Annotated in this window: 22 protein-coding genes; 16 read left to right on the forward strand and 6 right to left on the reverse strand. The window is 70.4% G+C overall.

Annotation, left to right across the window (positions count from 1 at the left end):
- Window positions 1-312 (forward strand): hypothetical protein (locus tag ACYVO6_RS44730; RefSeq protein ID WP_461071946.1); only part of this gene is annotated, 312 nt, incomplete at its 5' end.
- A gap of 103 nt (window positions 313-415) precedes the next feature.
- Here the strand turns inward: ACYVO6_RS44730 and ACYVO6_RS44735 are convergent.
- Complete coding sequence (locus tag ACYVO6_RS44735; RefSeq protein WP_157857262.1) at window positions 416-589, reverse strand: hypothetical protein; 174 nt, start codon at window positions 587-589, stop codon at window positions 416-418.
- 226 nt (window positions 590-815) lie between these two features.
- Here ACYVO6_RS44735 and ACYVO6_RS44740 point away from each other — a divergent pair, with 226 nt between their 5' ends.
- From ACYVO6_RS44740 to ACYVO6_RS44755, 4 genes are all read left to right on the forward strand, one after another.
- Window positions 816-2,030 carry an NYN domain-containing protein gene (locus tag ACYVO6_RS44740; RefSeq protein ID WP_461071949.1) on the forward strand — a complete coding sequence of 405 codons (1,215 nt, stop codon included), beginning with the start codon at window positions 816-818 and terminating at the stop codon, window positions 2,028-2,030.
- Window positions 2,031-2,354: 324 nt separating this feature from the next.
- Entirely contained in the window at window positions 2,355-3,335 is a 981-nt protein-coding gene (locus ACYVO6_RS44745; protein WP_189321406.1) for an ABC transporter ATP-binding protein, read from the forward strand.
- 64 nt (window positions 3,336-3,399) lie between these two features.
- Window positions 3,400-4,224, forward strand: coding sequence for an ABC transporter permease (locus ACYVO6_RS44750; protein WP_461071951.1), 825 nt, complete (start codon window positions 3,400-3,402; stop codon window positions 4,222-4,224).
- A gap of 34 nt (window positions 4,225-4,258) precedes the next feature.
- Window positions 4,259-4,948 carry an AAA family ATPase gene (locus tag ACYVO6_RS44755; protein WP_461071953.1) on the forward strand — a complete coding sequence of 230 codons (690 nt, stop codon included), beginning with the start codon at window positions 4,259-4,261 and terminating at the stop codon, window positions 4,946-4,948.
- A gap of 396 nt (window positions 4,949-5,344) precedes the next feature.
- Here the strand turns inward: ACYVO6_RS44755 and ybaK are convergent, their stop codons facing one another.
- The 4 genes from ybaK to ACYVO6_RS44775 form a co-directional block, all read right to left on the reverse strand.
- Window positions 5,345-5,845 carry a Cys-tRNA(Pro) deacylase gene (gene ybaK / locus ACYVO6_RS44760; protein WP_461071955.1) on the reverse strand — a complete coding sequence of 167 codons (501 nt, stop codon included), beginning with the start codon at window positions 5,843-5,845 and terminating at the stop codon, window positions 5,345-5,347.
- Window positions 5,846-5,862: 17 nt separating this feature from the next.
- Window positions 5,863-6,603 (reverse strand): LON peptidase substrate-binding domain-containing protein, encoded by a 741-nt coding sequence (locus ACYVO6_RS44765; RefSeq protein ID WP_461071957.1) that lies wholly within the window; start codon window positions 6,601-6,603, stop codon window positions 5,863-5,865.
- Window positions 6,604-6,614: 11 nt separating this feature from the next.
- Window positions 6,615-7,661, reverse strand: coding sequence for a hypothetical protein (locus ACYVO6_RS44770; protein ID WP_461071959.1), 1,047 nt, complete (start codon window positions 7,659-7,661; stop codon window positions 6,615-6,617).
- Between the two features lie 138 nt (window positions 7,662-7,799).
- The gene (locus tag ACYVO6_RS44775; RefSeq protein WP_461071961.1) at window positions 7,800-9,392 is read right to left on the reverse strand and encodes a membrane protein; all 1,593 of its coding nucleotides are present in this window, start codon (window positions 9,390-9,392) and stop codon (window positions 7,800-7,802) included.
- 171 nt (window positions 9,393-9,563) lie between these two features.
- On the opposite strand from ACYVO6_RS44775, the gene hisD reads away from it, so the two are divergent.
- From hisD to ACYVO6_RS44825, 10 genes are all read left to right on the forward strand, one after another.
- A complete protein-coding gene (hisD, locus tag ACYVO6_RS44780) occupies window positions 9,564-10,886 on the forward strand; it encodes a histidinol dehydrogenase (RefSeq protein ID WP_461071963.1) in 1,323 nt (440 codons plus the stop codon).
- Complete coding sequence (locus ACYVO6_RS44785) at window positions 10,883-11,989, forward strand: histidinol-phosphate transaminase (RefSeq protein ID WP_461071965.1); 1,107 nt, start codon at window positions 10,883-10,885, stop codon at window positions 11,987-11,989. Before hisD ends, ACYVO6_RS44785 begins: the two co-directional genes overlap by 4 nt.
- Window positions 11,986-12,579, forward strand: coding sequence for an imidazoleglycerol-phosphate dehydratase HisB (gene hisB, locus ACYVO6_RS44790; protein WP_033318049.1), 594 nt, complete (start codon window positions 11,986-11,988; stop codon window positions 12,577-12,579). Before ACYVO6_RS44785 ends, hisB begins: the two co-directional genes overlap by 4 nt.
- Before the next feature lie 4 nt (window positions 12,580-12,583).
- Entirely contained in the window at window positions 12,584-12,748 is a 165-nt protein-coding gene (locus tag ACYVO6_RS44795; protein ID WP_461071967.1) for a hypothetical protein, read from the forward strand.
- Entirely contained in the window at window positions 12,739-13,389 is a 651-nt protein-coding gene (gene hisH / locus ACYVO6_RS44800) for an imidazole glycerol phosphate synthase subunit HisH (protein ID WP_461071969.1), read from the forward strand. Before ACYVO6_RS44795 ends, hisH begins: the two co-directional genes overlap by 10 nt.
- Window positions 13,389-14,129, forward strand: a complete 741-nt coding sequence (gene priA, locus ACYVO6_RS44805; RefSeq protein WP_461071971.1) for a bifunctional 1-(5-phosphoribosyl)-5-((5-phosphoribosylamino)methylideneamino)imidazole-4-carboxamide isomerase/phosphoribosylanthranilate isomerase PriA — start codon at window positions 13,389-13,391, stop codon at window positions 14,127-14,129. Before hisH ends, priA begins: the two co-directional genes overlap by 1 nt.
- Window positions 14,126-14,515 carry a RidA family protein gene (locus ACYVO6_RS44810; RefSeq protein ID WP_461071973.1) on the forward strand — a complete coding sequence of 130 codons (390 nt, stop codon included), beginning with the start codon at window positions 14,126-14,128 and terminating at the stop codon, window positions 14,513-14,515. Before priA ends, ACYVO6_RS44810 begins: the two co-directional genes overlap by 4 nt.
- A 34-nt stretch (window positions 14,516-14,549) precedes the next feature.
- Window positions 14,550-15,305, forward strand: a complete 756-nt coding sequence (gene hisF / locus ACYVO6_RS44815) for an imidazole glycerol phosphate synthase subunit HisF (RefSeq protein ID WP_461071975.1) — start codon at window positions 14,550-14,552, stop codon at window positions 15,303-15,305.
- 66 nt (window positions 15,306-15,371) lie between these two features.
- A complete protein-coding gene (locus ACYVO6_RS44820) occupies window positions 15,372-15,590 on the forward strand; it encodes a hypothetical protein (RefSeq protein WP_461071977.1) in 219 nt (72 codons plus the stop codon).
- The gene (locus ACYVO6_RS44825; RefSeq protein ID WP_461071979.1) at window positions 15,587-15,961 is read left to right on the forward strand and encodes a hypothetical protein; all 375 of its coding nucleotides are present in this window, start codon (window positions 15,587-15,589) and stop codon (window positions 15,959-15,961) included. The genes ACYVO6_RS44820 and ACYVO6_RS44825 overlap by 4 nt, the downstream gene beginning before the upstream one ends.
- A 66-nt stretch (window positions 15,962-16,027) precedes the next feature.
- Here ACYVO6_RS44825 and ACYVO6_RS44830 read toward each other — a convergent pair whose 3' ends face one another.
- Window positions 16,028-16,663 (reverse strand): TIGR03085 family metal-binding protein, encoded by a 636-nt coding sequence (locus ACYVO6_RS44830; protein WP_461071981.1) that lies wholly within the window; start codon window positions 16,661-16,663, stop codon window positions 16,028-16,030.
- A gap of 83 nt (window positions 16,664-16,746) precedes the next feature.
- Between ACYVO6_RS44830 and hisI the strand changes: the two genes are divergently transcribed.
- The gene (gene hisI, locus ACYVO6_RS44835) at window positions 16,747-17,196 is read left to right on the forward strand and encodes a phosphoribosyl-AMP cyclohydrolase (RefSeq protein WP_461071983.1); all 450 of its coding nucleotides are present in this window, start codon (window positions 16,747-16,749) and stop codon (window positions 17,194-17,196) included.
- The last annotated feature ends 1 nt before the right edge of the window (window position 17,197 follow it).

Consider the following 17,197-nt stretch of genomic DNA (forward strand, 5'->3'; position numbering starts at 1 on the left):
AAGGGACGCCTCGACAAACGCGAGGACGTACCCCGCCTCGTCGCCATGGAACTCCAAGTACCGGATCTGTCGAACGCGGGCACCAACGCCCCCGTCATCCTGACGATTCCGGCGCTGAAGGTCACCCCGCCCATGGTCAGCCGGCTCGGCGAGATCCTCAGCCACCACAAGGGCGACAGCGAGGTACGCATCAAGCTCCAGGGCCCGCGCAAGACGACGGTGCTGCGGCTCGACCGGCACCGGGTGAAGCCGGACCCGGCGCTCTTCGGGGACTTGAAGGTGCTGCTCGGCCCGTCCTGCCTGGCCGGCTGAGAGGACGCGCACTGAGCAGACGCGTACTGAATACCGCGTACGGAAAACGACGAGGGGCGCCCCCGATCCTTCCGGGTGCGCCCCTCTCGCCCTGTGTCGCCCCCTAGTTGTGGCCGAACTTCTTCTGCCGCTTGCCGCCGGAGGTGAACCGGTCGGGGCCCGGCGCGGATTCGGTCTGCTCGGCGGCGGACGCCAACTCCTCGGCGCCGCGTCGGGCTTGCTCCTGTGTGCCGCGCTGCTGCGGGCCGCCCTGCTTGCGGTTCTTGTTCTTGGCCATGGTGATCTGCCTCCTGTTGGGGTTACCTAGGGGCCAGGACCGGGATCAGATTCACATAGGCACAGAAGCCGCGCATGTCAGAGAATTACCGTGCGTAATAAGGCACAGCGGAGAGTGAACTTCCGATCCGCCACGCCGAAGATCGAGTTCCGGCCGTTAACCTCCGCGCAGTCGGGCAGACTCGAAGGAAGCCCGAAGCAAACCTCCCGGAAAGAGGGTGGATCGCGTGGACCGCTGCATCGTCCTGGTGGACGCCGGGTATCTGCTCGGGGCCGCCGCCAGTCTTCTCGCCGGGGAGCCTTCGAGGTCCCGGATCACCGTCGACCACGCCGCCCTGATCCAGGGGCTGCGCGAGCGCGCCGAGTCCGACACGGAGCGGCCCCTGTTGCGCATCTACTGGTTCGACGGCGCCCCCGACCGCGTACCGCAGCCCGAGCACCGCAGGCTGCGCGTGATGCCACGGGTGACCGTACGTCTGGGTGCGCTGACCCGCAGTGACGGGCGGTGGGCGCAGAAGGGCGTTGACGCCGCCATGCACGCCGAGCTCACCGAGCTGGCGCGCAACCGGGCCTGCTCCGACGTGGTCCTGGTGACCGGTGACGGGGATCTGCTGCCGGGCATGATGGCCGCCAAGGAGCACGGCGTCGCCGTACACCTGTGGGCCGTGCAGGCCGCCGACGGCGACTACAACCAGTCCGAGGACCTGGTCGCGGAGGCCGACGAGCGCCGCGTACTGGACCGGACGTGGATCACCAAGGCCGTACGGGCCAAGGAGTTCGGCGGGATCTGCGCGCCGCCGCCCGCGCCGCGGCCCGAGATCGCCGCGATCCTCTCCGCGCCGCTGCCCGAGTCCGCGATGCCCTCCGGGAGCGAGCGGAGCGCGCGGGAGCAGCAGCACCCGCAGCCGGCGCCGAGTGAGAACGGCACTCAGGAGCGGGGGCCAGCCGCGAAGGGGGTACCGACGCCGAAGGATCTGGCGGCGTTGCGCGCGCCCGGTGCGCAGGCCGCCCAGCATCCCGCGAACGCGACGCTGCGGTGGTCGTCCGACAAGGGGTGGGTCGACCGGCCCGGCGCCGCCGAGTCCGCGGACGCGGCCGCGTTGCCGACGCTCGCGCAGCTCACCACGGCCGAGCAGCGGTGGGCCGACCGCGAGGAGGACATCACGACGGTGGGCGGGGATCCGTACGAGGTCGGGCAGGTGTTCGCGCGGCGCTGGATGGGGCGGCTGTCCGACCCGGCGCATCTGCAGAAGCTGTCCACGATGTATCCACGGGTGCCGCACCGGATCGACGGGGAGCTGTTGCGGTACGCGGCGCGGTTCGGGCTGCTCGCGCACAAGGACGACCAGATCGACGAGCATGACCGGTACGCGATCCGGGCCGGTTTCTGGCGGGAGATCGATGTGCGGACGGCTGCGGAGCACGCTCCCGCTGGGGAGTGAGCGCCTAAGCGCTCCGCTGGGAGGTTCGGTGCGTCGACTGCGAGTCCGTCGTGGCTGGTCGCGCCCACGCGGCGGAGCCGCAAATTGATACAGCCCCGCGCCCCTGACGGGGCGCGGTACCGCACCGAACTTCACCAAGGCCGCTTCGCCCCTGACGGGGCGCGGAGCACGCGCCCGCGGGACAGTGACGGGGGGCGGCGCGGTGTCCCGGTTTCGACCCCGATGGTGCCCCGATCGTGGTTCCGCGCCGGGGACCCCGTAGTCTCGTCCCTCGTGAGTACGCGCACCGCACAGACAGCCCGGCACGGGCACGGTGGGGATGTCGTGTGCGCGGTGCGGGATCTGACCAAGACCTATCCGGCGGTGCGCGGACGGCGCGGGGCACCCGGGACACCCGAGGTGCGGGCCACCGACGGCGTACGGATCGACATCCGGCGCGGTGAGATCTTCGGGCTGCTCGGGCCGAACGGCGCCGGCAAGTCCACCCTCGTACGGCAGCTGACCGGACTGATGCGCCCCGATCGCGGCAGCGTCGAGATCCTCGGGCACGACGTCGTGCGCCATCCCGAGCGGGCGGCGCGGATCCTCGCGTACCTCGGACAGGAGTCCACCGCGCTCGACGAGCTGACGGTGTCGCTCGCCGCGGAGACCACCGGGCGGCTGCGCGGGCTCGACGTGCGCAGCGCGCGGGCCGAGCGGGACACCGTCCTCGAGGAGCTGGGCCTCACCCCTCTCGCCTCACGGCCGCTGCGGAAACTGTCCGGCGGGCAGCGGCGGCTTGCCTGCTTCGCCGCCACCCTCGTGGGTGAACGCCCGCTGCTCGTGCTCGACGAGCCGACCGCTGGCATGGACCCGATCGCCCGTCGCGCCGTCTGGGGCGCCGTCGACCGGCGGCGGGCCGAGAACGGCACAACGGTTCTGCTGGTCACCCACAACGTCATCGAGGCCGAAACGGTTCTCGACCGCGTCGCCGTGATGGACCAGGGCCGGGTCATCGCCTGCGACACCCCCTCCGGGCTGAAGGAGCAGGTCGCGGGCGAGGTGCGCCTCGAACTCGTCTGGCGCGAGCGCGCGCCCCTCGACGTTCCCGAGGTCGCCGCTCTGCGCGACCGCGCCGTCGAGTCCGGCCGCCGCTGGGCGCTGCGTCTCGCCCCCGAAGAGGCCCGCGCAGCGGTCGCCGCCGTCACCGGCGGGGCCGCGTTCGCCGCCCTGGACGACTTCACGCTCGCCACGCCGAGCCTCGAAGACGTGTATCTGGCGCTGGGCGGGAGCGCCGGCAATGTACGGGGGTTGGTCAAGGCGTGAGTGTTCGGGCCGCTCTGGCCGTACGGAACAGGACGACAGCTGAAGCGAACAGGAGCCGCTCGACGTGAGTGTCGTACCCGCCGAGGTCCTGCCGGGCCGTGCCCTCCCCGTCGAGGACGCCGTCGCGCAAGAAGCCGCCGAGCTCGGACCGCGTGCCCGGCTGTGGCCTGCGCTTTGCGCTGTGTACCGGGCGCAGCTGTCCCGGGCGCGGGTCGCGCGGATTCCGCTGCTGTTCGTGGCCACCTTCCAGTCGATCGGGATCATGGTCCTGATGCGCGGGGTGGTGGACGGCGGGGGCGAGGCGCGGGCCGTGGTGGCGGGCTCGTCGGTGCTCGTCGTCGCGTTCGTCGCGCTGAATCTGCTCGCTCAGTACTTCGGGCAGCTGCGTGCGAGCGGTGGGCTCGACCATTACGCGACGTTGCCGGTGCCGCCGGCGGCGGTGGTGCTGGGTGCGGCGGGTGCGTACGCCTCCTTCACCGTGCCGGGGACTGTGGTCACCGCCGTCTTCGGGTGTGTGCTCTTCGGGCTGCCGATGGCGAATCTGTGGATCCTCGCCGCCGTGATCCCGCTCGCCGGTGCGGCGCTCGCCGGGCTCGGAGCGGCGCTCGGGCTGCTGGCGCCGCGGCCCGAACTCGCCACGTTGCTCGGGCAGTTGGGGATGTCGGCGGCTCTGCTGCTCGGGGTGCTGCCGGCGGATCGGCTGCCTGCGGTCGTCCAGTACGCGCGGGATCTGCTGCCGTCCACGTACGGTGTCGAGGCCTTCGGGCTGACCTTCGGGGCGCATCCCGACTGGGGGGTCGTCGTGCTCGACCTCGCCGTGTGCGCGGGAGTCGGGGTGGTCTCGCTGGCCGTCGCGACCTGGGCCTATCGTCGGGCTGCCGTCCGATGACACGGTTGACAGTTGAGCCTGGCACGATGTCAGGGTGACCGCACCGCTTACTCCGCCCCAGCCGCCGCATCGCCCTTCTCCGGATCAGCAGTCTCCGGAGTACCAGTCTCCGCACCCTGCCTGGCAGGCGTCGCCGCCCGCCGCCGCTGCTGGTGCGGGCGGATCCGTCGGTTATCAGGAGGACGGCCCCGGGATGAAGACCGAAGTGCGGGAGGCCGCTGTCATCGTGCTCGCGATGGCGGTCGGCGGGGTGTTGCTCGGGGTGCTGTGGTGGTGGCTCGCCCCTGAGGTGCCGTTGGTCTCGGACGCGTCCGCGGTCTACCTCAAGGACACGGAGGGGGAGCAGGCCATCGGGGTGGACGGGACGTTCACTCTGCTCGCGCTCGGGTTCGGGCTGGTGAGTGCGCTGGTCGTGTTCGTTCTGCGGCGGCGTGGGGGGATTGGGATCGTTGTCGCGCTCACGGTCGGGGGTGTGCTCGGTTCGCTGCTTGCCTGGCGGCTGGGGGTCTGGCTCGGGCCTACGCAGGATGTGGCAGCGCATGCGCGGGAGGTGGGCCGGGGGGTCACGTTCGCGGCGCCTCTGGAGCTTGGAGCGAAGGGGGCGTTGCTGGCGTGGTCCGTGGCGGCGCTGCTGGTTCATCTGGGGCTGACGGCGTTGTTCGGGCCGCGGGATCCTGAACCGGATCCGTATCAGCAGGGCCCTTACGGGGCGCCTCCGGCGTAGGGGCGGGTTCCCTGCGGGGGGCTGGGCGCCACGGGTTTTCGCCCCCGCCGCCCCTACCCTCCCCCACTCTCGGCTTCGCTCGAGCGGGGGGACCCCCATCGTCCCGGGGCTCTGCCCCGGACCCCGCTGGGGCTGCGCCCCAGATCCCCATCGGCCTGAACGGCCTCGTCCTCAAACGCCGGACGGGCTGGATGTGGCTGGGCTTGGCTGAATAGTGCAGGTGAGTGCAGGTGTGCAGGCGGGCGGCTGCTGCCGCCCCAGCGGCACCAACCGCCCTTATCCCTACGCGGGCCTATGCCCATGATTCGAGCGGCCCTTCTTCATGCGCCATTTGCGTTTGCGTGTTTTCTTCGACATGTTCTCGGTTTAGCCGAAAGTGCGGCATTCGTCGAGAGGTCACGTGCGGGCCACCGGCGCCGAGGTCGCTTCCGTGAGCTTGGCCAGGTCCCTCGGGGAGAGTTCGACTTCCAGGCCGCGGCGGCCTGCTGATACGCAGATCGTGGGGTGGACCGAGGCCGAGGAGTCGAGGATCGTACGGAGTTTCTTGCGTTGGCCGAGGGGGGAGATGCCGCCGCGGACGTAGCCCGTCGTGCGCTCCGCTGCCGCCGGGTCGGCCATCGTGGCTCGTTTGCCGCCGACTGCCGCGGCCAGGGCCTTGAGGTCGAGCGAGCCCGCCACGGGGACCACGGCCACCGTGAGCTCGCCGTCGACCTCCGCCACCAGGGTCTTGAAGACCCGCTCGGGGGACACGCCCATCGCCTCGGCCGCCTCCTCGCCGTACGACGAGTGGGAGGGGTCGTGCTCGTACGCGTGCACCGTGTACGCGACGCCCGCCGCCGTCAGGGCCACCGTCGCCGGGGTACCCCCGGACTGCTGCTTCTTCGACTTCTTCGCCAACGGAACCAAGCCTTACGTCAGTTGAGACTCGTCGGCCCGCGAGTCAGCTCCGTCGCGGGCAGTGACGGCAGGTTACGGATGATCGCCGTCTCCGCGCGCAGCAATTTCAGCTCCTCGCGCAGGCGTGACGCCGTGTCCGGGGCCTGGAGCAGGCGCTGTTTCGCCGGCACGTCCAGCATCGCCGCCGCCGCGACCAGGTAGGAGACGACGGACGGCTCGTCCGGCAGCTCGCCCTCGGTCGACAGGGACCGTTCGCGCGCCCCGGCCAGCCGCTTCTGGTACTGACGGAAGGCCCGCAGTACCCCCTCGGCCAGCGCCCCCGCCTCCTCGCCCGGGTCCTCCTCCAGCTCTTCCAGCTCGGCCGTCAGGAATGCGCCGGACGCGTCCACCGAGAGCAGCCGTACGCGTCTCGTCCCGGTGGCCAGCACCTCGAAGCTGCCGTCGGCCCGTTCCCGGATGGTCGCCGCGTCCGCGATGCAGCCCACCTTGTGGAAGGCCCCCGCGGGATCGTCGCCGAAACCGGCCGCGGGTCCGCGCTCCGGTACGGCCGTCTGGTCCGGCAGCCCCTGCGCACTGGGCGCGACCTCGTGGCCGTCGCGGATGGCGACGACGGCGAACCGGCGCGGTTCGTCCTCGGGAGTCTTCAGCAACTCGCGCATCATGGCGCGATAGCGCTCCTCGAAAATGTTCAGGGGCAGCACGAGGCCCGGGAACAGCACCGTGTTCAGGGGGAAGAGGGGAAGCCGGACGGTGGTCACGACGCAAAAGCCTAATGGTCGCCGGGATGGGCAGGTTCGCCGTGGTCACTCAGCGGACGCGCGGGCGCCGCGCCCCGTAGCTTGAACGGCGTGCGCGCGGCCACTTCCAGCCGTACGCCGTCCCGGAGTTCGAGGAACTGGCCGAGCGGGTCGTCCGAGATCCGGTCCCAGGGGAACGAGGTGGCGTACGGCCCGATCCGGCGCAGCTGCGCCAGCGCGTCCTCCCAGCGTTCGAGCCGGACCAGCACGTAGGTGAGCAGGTTGCGGACCTGGGCGGGCCACGGGTCGGCGGGCGCGTACTCCTGCGACAGGGCGATCGCGAGATCGGCCGCCGCGTCCAGGCGCTCGCGCGGCACCGTGTACCTGCCGCCCTCCTCGGTCAGATACGCGAAGGCCGCGCGCACCGGCAGCGCCTGGACGAGGGAGCCCGGCAACGCGTCCTGCGCGGCCCGCTCGGCGAAGTCGAAGCACTCGCGGTGCGAGCCGTACCAGGCGGCGGACAGGTACTGGAGGGCGGACACATGGCAGCCGTAGTGGTGCGGGGAGCGGCGTACGGCCTGAGACCACAGCTCCTCGAACTCCGTGTGCGACGCGTTCGTGCCCCGGGCGTGGTCCAGCGCGATCCGCCACGGCACCGGATCGCGCGGATCGCCCTCGGCGGCCGTGGCGATCAACGGCGCGACCTGGCGCAGCAGTTCGGCGCGGGCCGGCGACTCCCAGCGCCGGCACATCGCCAGCTCGGCCTTGACCAGCAGCGCGTCGGGGTCGTGCGGGGCCGCGTACCGCCAGAGCGCGAACCACTCGGGCCGGGAGCGCGCGAAGGCGGCGAGGCGCGTCGTGTACCGGTCGCGGTTCTCCCACTCGGCGGCCTCGCGCGTGGTGGCGAGCAGTTTGGCCGCGGGCTCGTACTCGCCCTGGCCCGCGGCGACCAGCGCCGGCGCGAGCCGCTCGTCCGCGGCGTCGAGCAGCACCTCGTCGTCGCCGGGCAGACCGGCGGCGAGCCGGGAGGTGTTCCGTGCCATCCGGGCGGTACGGATGAACGCGCGCAGCAAGGCCATGGGGGTACCTCCCTTTGCGCCTGAACCGGCGACGCCGCACTCGCGGAACGGGTGCTCGCCGTCGTGGTTGCTCAATCGATGGTTGCGGTGAGAAGACGGCCGAAATGCGGCCAGGGTTGTACGCGTTCTGATTACGGTTCAGCCCCGGCGCAGCAGCCGCGTCGCGCCCGCCGCCACCGCCGTCGCCAGGATCCAGCCGAGCAGGATCACCGCCGCGGCCAGCCACTGCCAGCCGCCGTGCAACTGCCAGTAGCCCACCTGACCGAGATCGATGACCGGCAGGAGCAGGTCGAGGGCGAAGAGGGAGGGGTTCCACGGCGGATGCTCGCCGGTCTTGATCGGCGGATGGTCGGCATGGCGGAAGGCGAGCGAGGTCGCCGCCCACAGCACCGCCATCCATACGGCGGCCCGTCCCGGCCGGTACCCGTAGGCGACCGTCCAGTCCTGTACGTACCCCCAAAGCCTGGCCGCGGGCGGCAGGAACTCGCGGCGGTGGCGCTGTTTGGCGAGCAGTACCTCGCGGGCGTCCTCGTCCTCGCCGCCGTCGCGCAGCACGGCCGCCAGGCGCTCGTACGGCTCCGGGCTGTACTCGGGGGTCGCCGCGGCCACCCACTCCAGGCGCCGGGCCAGCGGGAACGGGCCGCGGGGCACGAGGTTCTCGTACTGGAAGCCGCCCATCTGCAACTGGCCCGCGCCAGGCCAACTGGTCGCCGCGTCCATGAGGTTGACGACCCGGGCGCCGGACAGCACGACCCGCCCGCGCCGCGGCCGCTCCCCGAGGAAGCGCAGCTCGGGGACCTGCACGCGGCGCAGCGATATCTCCTGGTTGTTCCTGAGGACGAAGCGGGCCTGCTCGAAGTCCACCGCGTCCCCGAACCGCCCGTCGTCAAGCCGGATCCCGCCCTCGCACGCGAACCGCTGCACCCGCGTCCCGCGCGCCGGAGTCCTGCCGCTGGTCTGCCGCGGATTGCCGACGCCTGCGGGCGTCATATAGAGCGTGCGCTCGACGGTCAGCTGCGGGGCGTTCAGCGCCAGCCGGTCCTGCGGGTTCTTCAGCCGGCTGCCGCGCAGACTGAGCGAGACACCCACCGTGGCGCCGCGCAGGCTCAACTCGCCGTCGGACTCCAGCATTTCGGCCTGCAGGTCCTGGCCTACGGTCATCCCGTCGCCGATGATCGAGCGGCCGTGCCGGTCCCGGTGGACCACGGCCTGGTTGAGCAGCAGATCCGTGCCTATGTGCGCGTCGGTGAGGCGTACGCCGTTGTGGAAGCGGCAGCGCGGCAGATGCAGATCGCCCTCGGTGTGCAGCCGGGCTCCCTCGAGCCGCGGCACCGAGCAGCCGACCAGGCGCACGGTCGTGAACCGGGCCTCCGGCAGCAGCAGTTCCTTCTCGAAACGGCAGCCCTTCATCTCGACGTACGGGACGATCGTGCCGCCCGCGAGATCGAGTACGCCGGTGATCTGGATGCCGGTCAGCTTCAGGGACGAGACGCGGCCGTCCAGTGCGGGCGGCCCGTTCAGCAGCAGCATGGCCACGACGCGCGCCCGCACACTCCGCTCCGGGCCCCATGGACGGCCGCTGTGCGGATCGTCCACCGTCGTGTCCCCGGCGCGCAGGTCGTACATGCTGCCGTTGCGGAACGCCTGCCACATTCCCGTCTCGGCGGCGGTGAGATCGTCCGGCGGATCCGCGTCCCGGATCCCGTGCCGGATGGCGGCACCCTCGGCCACGGCTCTTCCTCCCTCCCCTGGCTACTCGCGGGTTTCGTACAGTCGTTCATGTGATGCCCGCTGAGTGACTGCTTGAACACTCACGGTGAAAGTGATCTTTTGGGGCGGGTGCCGTATCAGCGATTGATACAGCCGTCCGGCGCTCGATCGCCGTCTGAGAGAATTGGCCACGTGATCTCTCGAATCGATCTGCGCGGCGACGCCCTCCCCGAGGGTTCCGCCCTACGCGACCTGCTGCCCCGAGCCGACTTCGACGTCTCGGCCGCCCTGGAGAAGGTGCGTCCGATCTGCGAGGCCGTGCATCATCGGGGTGACGCGGCGCTGATCGACTACGCGGAGAGGTTCGACGGCGTCCGCCTGGAGTCCGTACGGGTCCCTGCGCAGGCCCTCACCGACGCGCTGGAGCGGCTGGACCCGGCCGTCCGCGCGGCCCTGGAGGAGTCCATCCGCCGCGCCCGCATCGTCCACCGCGAGCAGCGCCGTACCACGCACACCACCCAGGTCGTGCCCGGTGGCTCGATCACCGAGAAGTGGGTGCCGGTCGACCGGGTCGGGCTGTACGCGCCCGGCGGCCGGTCCGTCTACCCGTCGTCCGTGATCATGAACGTGGTCCCGGCACAGGAGGCGGGCGTCGAGTCGATCGCCCTCGCCTCCCCGGCCCAGTCCGAGTTCGGGGGACTTCCGCACCCGACGATCCTGGCCGCCTGCGTGCTGCTCGGCATCGACGAGGTGTACGCGGCCGGCGGCGCAACGGCCGTCGCGATGTTCGCGTACGGCACTGAGTCGTGCCCACCCGCCAACATGGTCACCGGGCCCGGCAACATCTGGGTCGTCGCCGCGAAGCGCTACTTCACCGGCAAGATCGGTATCGACTCGGAGGCCGGTCCGACCGAGATCGCCGTCCTCGCCGACGAGACCGCCGACCCGGTGCACGTCGCCGCCGACCTGATCAGCCAGGCCGAGCACGACCCGCTCGCCGCCGCCGTCCTCGTCACCGACTCGGTCGCGCTGGCCGACGCGGTGGCGAAGGAACTGGAGCCGCAGGTCGCGGCCACCAAGCACATCGAGGACCGGATCGTCCCGGCCCTCGAAGGCAGGCAGTCCGCGATCGTGCTCGTCGACGGCATCGACGAGGGCCTGCGGGTCGTCAACGCGTACGGCGCCGAGCACCTGGAGATCCAGACGGCCGACGCGACGGCCGTGGCGGACCGGGTACGGAACGCCGGCGCGATCTTCGTCGGCCCCTGGGCGCCCGTCTCGCTGGGCGACTACGCGGCGGGCTCCAACCACGTCCTGCCCACCGGCGGCTGCGCCTGCCACTCCTCGGGCCTGAGCGTCCAGTCCTTCCTGCGCGGGATCCACATCGTCGACTACTCGCGGGACGCGCTGGCCGAGGTCGCGCGCCACGTGGTGACGCTCGCCGAGGCCGAGGACCTGCCGGCGCACGGTGCGGCCATCAAGGCACGCTTCGACTGGAAGGTGCCGAGCAAGTGACCCGTATCGACGATCTCCCTGTACGTGACGAGTTGCGCGGCAAGTCCCCCTACGGAGCGCCCCAACTCGACGTCCCCGTACGCCTGAACACCAACGAGAACCCCTACGCACTGCCCGAACCCCTCGTCGAGCGGATCGCCGAGCGGGTGCGCGAGGCCGCCCGGAACCTCAACCGCTACCCCGACCGGGACGCGGTGGAGCTGCGCACCGAGCTGGCCAAGTACCTGACGGACACCGGTAAGTACACGGTCGGCTTCGAGAACGTATGGGCGGCCAACGGCTCGAACGAAGTCATCCAGCAACTGCTGCAGACCTTCGGCGGGCCCGGCCGTACAGCGATCGGCTTCGAGCCCTCGTACTCGATGCACGGCCTGATCGCGCGCGGCACGGGGACGGGCTGGATCTCCGGCCCCCGCAACGACGACTTCACGGTCGACCTCGCCGCCGCCGAGCGGGCGATCGCCGAGCACCAGCCGGACATCGTCTTCATCACGACCCCCAACAACCCCACGGGCAACGCGGTTCCGCCCGAGACGGTCATCGCGCTGTACGAGGCCGCGCAGGCGGCGAAGCCGTCCATGGTGGTCGTGGACGAGGCGTACATCGAGTTCAGCCACGGCGACTCGCTGCTGCCGCTGCTCGAGGGCCGGCCGCATCTGGTCGTCTCGCGGACCATGTCGAAGGCGTTCGGCGCGGCCGGGTTGCGCCTCGGCTATCTCGCCGCGCATCCAGCGGTGGTGGACGCCGTCCAGCTCGTACGGCTGCCGTATCACCTGTCGGCGGTCACGCAGGCGACCGCGCTCGCCGCGCTGGAGCACACCGACACGCTGCTGGGATACGTGGAGCAGCTGAAGGCCGAACGGGACCGGCTGGTCGCCGAGCTGCGGGCGATCGGCTACGAAGTGATCGAGTCCGACGCCAACTTCGTGCAGTTCGGGCGGTTCGCCGACGCGCATGAGGTCTGGCAGAAGATCCTCGACCGGGGCGTCCTGGTACGGGACAACGGCGTACCGGGGTGGCTGCGGGTCAGCGCCGGTACGCCCGAAGAGAACGACGCGTTCCTCGACGCGGTACGTGAACTCAAGAAGGAGCAGAACGCATGAGCCGCGTAGGCCGTGTCGAACGGAACACCAAGGAGACGTCCGTCGTCGTCGAGATCGACCTCGACGGCACCGGCAAGGTCGATGTGTCGACCGGCGTCGGCTTCTACGACCACATGCTCGACCAGCTCGGCCGCCACGGCCTGTTCGATCTGACCGTGAAGACCGAGGGCGACCTGCACATCGACTCGCACCACACCATCGAGGACACGGCGCTGGCGCTGGGCGCCGCCTTCAAGCAGGCGCTCGGCGACAAGGTGGGGATCTACCGCTTCGGCAACTGCACGGTCCCGCTGGACGAGTCGCTCGCCCAGGTGACCGTGGATCTCTCCGGCCGCCCCTACCTCGTGCACACCGAGCCCGAGAAGATGGCGCCGATGATCGGCGAGTACGACACCACGATGACCCGGCACATCCTGGAGTCCTTCGTCGCCCAGGCGCAGATCGCGCTGCACGTCCACGTGCCCTACGGGCGCAACGCGCACCACATCGTGGAGTGCCAGTTCAAGGCACTGGCGCGGGCGCTCAGGTACGCGAGCGAGCGTGATCCGCGGGCCGCCGGCATCCTTCCGTCCACGAAGGGCGCGCTGTAAAGCCATGAGCGGTCTGTCCACCGTACTGATCGTCGTCGGGCTCTTCCTGGTCGGCGGCATCATCTCCTTCGTCAAGCAGCAGATGCCGAAGAGCCTCATCGTGCTGCTCTCCATCGGTGCCGCGATGTGTCTCGTGGCGGGGATCCTCCGGCTGGAGGTATGGAATTGAGCGCCCCTTCAAAACGAGTAGTCGTCTTTGACTACGGCTTTGGGAACGTACGGTCCGCCGAACGTGCCCTCGCGCGCGCGGGTGCCGACGTCGAGATAACCCGCGACTTCGACAAGGCCATGAACGCGGACGGGCTGCTGGTGCCGGGAGTCGGCGCCTTCGCCTCCTGTATGCGGGGCCTTCTTGAAGCCCGCGGCGACTGGATCATCGATCGCCGGCTGTCGGGCGGGCGCCCGGTGATGGGCATCTGCGTCGGCATGCAGATCCTCTTCGCGCGCGGCATCGAGCACGGAGTGGAGACCGAGGGCCTGGACGAGTGGCCCGGCTCGGTCGAGCCGCTCCAGGCCGACATCGTGCCGCACATGGGCTGGAACACCGTGGCGGCACCGGCCGGTTCGGAGCTGTTCGCGGACCTGGACTCCGACGCCCGCTTCTACTTCGTGCACTCGTACGCCGTCCACGACTGGTCCATGGAGACCGCGAACGCGGCGATGCGGGAACCCCTGGTGACCTGGTCGACGCACGGCAAGCCCTTCGTGGCGGCCGTGGAGAACGGCGCCCTGTGGGCGACGCAGTTCCACCCCGAGAAGTCCGGCGACGCCGGAGCGCAGCTGCTGAACAACTGGATCGGAACCCTCTGATGACGTCGAATCCCTCTGGGAAGCTCGAACTCCTCCCCGCTGTCGACGTCCGTGACGGCCAGGCGGTCCGCCTGGTGCACGGCGAGTCCGGTACGGAGACCTCGTACGGCTCTCCCCTGGAGGCCGCTCTCGCCTGGCAGCGGGCGGGTGCCGAGTGGCTGCATCTGGTGGACCTGGACGCGGCGTTCGGGACGGGCGACAACCGCGCGCTGATCGCCGAGGTCACAAAGGCGATGGACATCAAGGTCGAGCTGTCCGGCGGCATCCGCGACGATGCCTCGCTGGCCGCCGCGCTGGCCACCGGCTGCACGCGCGTGAACCTGGGTACGGCCGCCTTGGAGACCCCCGAGTGGGTCGCCAAGGTCATCGCCGAGCACGGCGACAAGATCGCGGTCGGTCTCGACGTACGCGGTACGACGCTGCGCGGTCGCGGCTGGACCCGCGACGGCGGCGACCTGTACGAGACGCTGGAGCGCCTCAACAAGGAGGGCTGCGCGCGGTACGTGGTGACGGACATCGCCAAGGACGGCACGCTGCAGGGCCCGAACCTGGAGCTGCTGCGCAACGTGTGCGCGGCGACGGACCGCCCGGTGGTGGCCTCCGGCGGGGTGTCCTCCCTGGACGACCTGCGGGCCATCGCCGAGCTCGTACCCCTCGGTGTCGAGGGCTCCATCGTCGGGAAGGCCCTGTACGCGAAGGCGTTCACCCTGGAAGAGGCCTTGGAGGCTGTGGCGTCATGAGCGATGCCGTGCGGCGCGTGCAGAGCGGAAGCCCCTGGGAGGAGTCCTTCGGTTTCGCACGCGCCGTCGCGGCGGGAGACCGCGTCCTGGTGGCGGGCACGACGTCTTTCAAGGGCAGCGTGCTGTACGGGGAGGGCGACCCGTACGAGCAGGCCAGGGTGGCGTTCGCCAACGCCCTGGACGCGATAGGCGAGTTCGGGCTCGACGCCAGGTCCGTGCTCCGTACGCGGTTGTACCTCACCCACGCGCGGGACGTGGACGAGGTGGGCCGGGCCCACAAGGAGCTCTTCGACTCCGTGCGCCCGGTCTCGACCCTGCTGATCGTGGACGGCTTCGTCGATCCGCGCATCCTGGTCGAAGTGGAACTGGAAGCCTTCAGAGGCTAGAAGCGCATTTTTGCTGGTGAGGAGCCGTGAATTCATGACCCTGGCGGTCCGAGTCATCCCCTGCCTGGACGTCGACAACGGCCGGGTCGTCAAGGGCGTCAACTTCCAGAACCTGCGCGACGCGGGCGACCCCGTCGAGATGGCCAAGGTGTACGACGCCGAGGGCGCCGACGAGCTGACGTTCCTGGACATCACGGCCTCGTCGGGCAACCGCGAGACGACGTACGACGTGGTGCGGCGCACGGCGGAGCAGGTGTTCATTCCGCTGACGGTCGGCGGTGGGGTCCGTACCACCGAGGACGTCGACAAGCTGCTGCGGGCGGGCGCGGACAAGGTGGGCGTGAACACCGCGGCGATCGCCCGTCCGGAGCTGATCCGCGAGATCGCCGAACGCTTCGGCCGCCAGGTCCTGGTCCTGTCGGTCGACGCACGCAGGACGCCGTCCGGAAGCTTCGAGGTGACGACGCACGGTGGTCGCAAGGGCACGGGCATCGACGCCGTCGAATGGGCGCACCAGGCAGCCGAGTTGGGCGCGGGCGAGATCCTGCTTAACTCGATGGACGCGGACGGCACGAAGGACGGCTACGACATCGAGATGATCGAAGCGGTACGCAAGCACGTCACCGTCCCGCTGATCGCCAGCGGCGGCGCCGGGCGGCTCGCCGACTTCCCGCCGGCGATCACCGCGGGCGCGGACGCGGTACTCGCGGCCTCCGTCTTCCACTTCGGGGACCTGCGGATCGGCGAGGTGAAGGAGACGCTGCGGGGGGCGGGATGTCTCGTACGGTAGTTCGAGGTGTCGCTCATGGCAGTGAGCTGGGGGTAGTCATGGTGGCGTCCCATCTAGTGTGATCGCATGCCTGGAATCACGATCGACTTCACTGAAGAGGAACTGGCCGAGCTGCGCGCCGAGGCCAAGGAGCAAGGTGTCGCGATCAAGCGGCTGGCCCACGACATACTGACCGAGGACGTCGTGCGGCGGCGGCAGAAGCAGCGGTTCGTCGAGGGGGCCTCGAAGTACGCCCAAGAGATCATGGCGGACTTCGAGGAGCGTTTCCCGGCGGGCCTCCGGTGACGCTCTACGTAGACGCAGGTTGGATCCTCAACGTCCAGATCGGGGTCTCCCCGGAGAACACCCCGATTCGCGACTGGGGCGCGCTGCACTGTATGGCCGAGCGGCACAGGTACGAGCGCGTCGCTGGGGAGCCCTACCACGAGGGAGCCGCGGCACGCGCGGCGACTTTCCTGCATACGGCGCTGAGGCTCAGGCCGTTCGCGGACTACAACGCGTCGATCGGCATCGGCTGCATCCGCGCGTACATGGAGGCGTCGGGGACGCCGATCGACCGGCGGCCCGGCGACTGGGCGAAACTCGTATCCGACATCCGCAGCGACGAGGCCGACCTCACGGAAACGGCCCGTTTGCTGCGTGAGTGGGCCGCGTAGACAGGATGGACAAGGAAGGTTGCGCAACGCTCGTTGCGCAACCTTCCAGCGCGCATCAGTCCCCGCCTAGATCCCCAGCTGCTTCGTATCGTGCAGCTTCGCGATCGCGTCCTTGTCGCCTTCCAGTTCCACGTCGGCCTCGTTCTGGCGGCCGTATGTGAACATCAGCAGCTCGGAGGGTTCGCCGGTGGCCGTGACGACCGGAGTGCCGCGGTGGGCCACCGCTGTCTGGCCGTCGGGGCGGCGCAGGACCAGGCCGGTGGGAACGCCGCGGCCCACGAGGCGGGCCGTGCGTTCCAGGCGGGACCAGAGGGCGTCCTGGAAGACGGGGTCGAGTTCGCGGGGTGTCCAGTCGGGCTGGGCGCGGCGTACGTCCTCGGTGTGGACGTAGAACTCGACCGTGTTCGCCGCCTCGTCGATCTGCTTGAGGGAGAAGGGCGAGAAGCGCGGCGGGCCGGTACGGATCAGCTGGATCAGTTCCTCGTACGGCTTCTCTGCGAACTCCGCCATCACCCGGTCCAGACGCGGCGCGAGCTGCTTGATGAGGGCGCCGCCGGCGGCGTCCGGGCGGCGCTCGCGCACCACCACGTGGGCGGCGAGATCACGGGTGTTCCAGCCCTCGCACAGGGTCGGGGCATCCGGGCCCGAGGCCTCCAACAGGTCGGCGAGGAGAAGTCGTTCACGCTTTGCATGGGTCGACATGTCTGCCAGCCTACGACCGGGCTCGCGGTCCGGACAGTGGACGCCCGCCGGACGGCCCGTACGAGCGCGGCACAATGGCTCCCATGACCCGCACGCCCCCGCCCGCCCGTCACCCGAGCACCGCCCCTCATCGAGGCGCTTCGCGCCACGGTTCTCCATCCAGTCGCCTGGATCCCGCCATCGCCGCGCGCCTCAAGCGCAGCGCGGACGGGCTCGTCCCCGCGATCGCCCAGCAGTACGACACCGGAGAGGTGCTGATGCTGGGCTGGATGAACGACGAGGCGCTGCACCGCACGCTGACCACGGGCCGCTGCACCTACTGGTCGCGCAGCCGCCAGGAGTACTGGGTCAAGGGCGACACCTCCGGACACGTCCAGTACGTCAAGTCCGTCGCCCTCGACTGCGACGCCGACACCGTCCTGGTGAAGGTCGACCAGGTGGGCGCCGCCTGCCACACGGGCGCCCGCACCTGCTTCGACGCCGACGTCCTGCTCAAGGACGCCGTGTCCGACGTACCGCCCCTCGGTCAGTAAG

Source organism: Streptomyces pseudoechinosporeus (assembly GCF_054783935.1).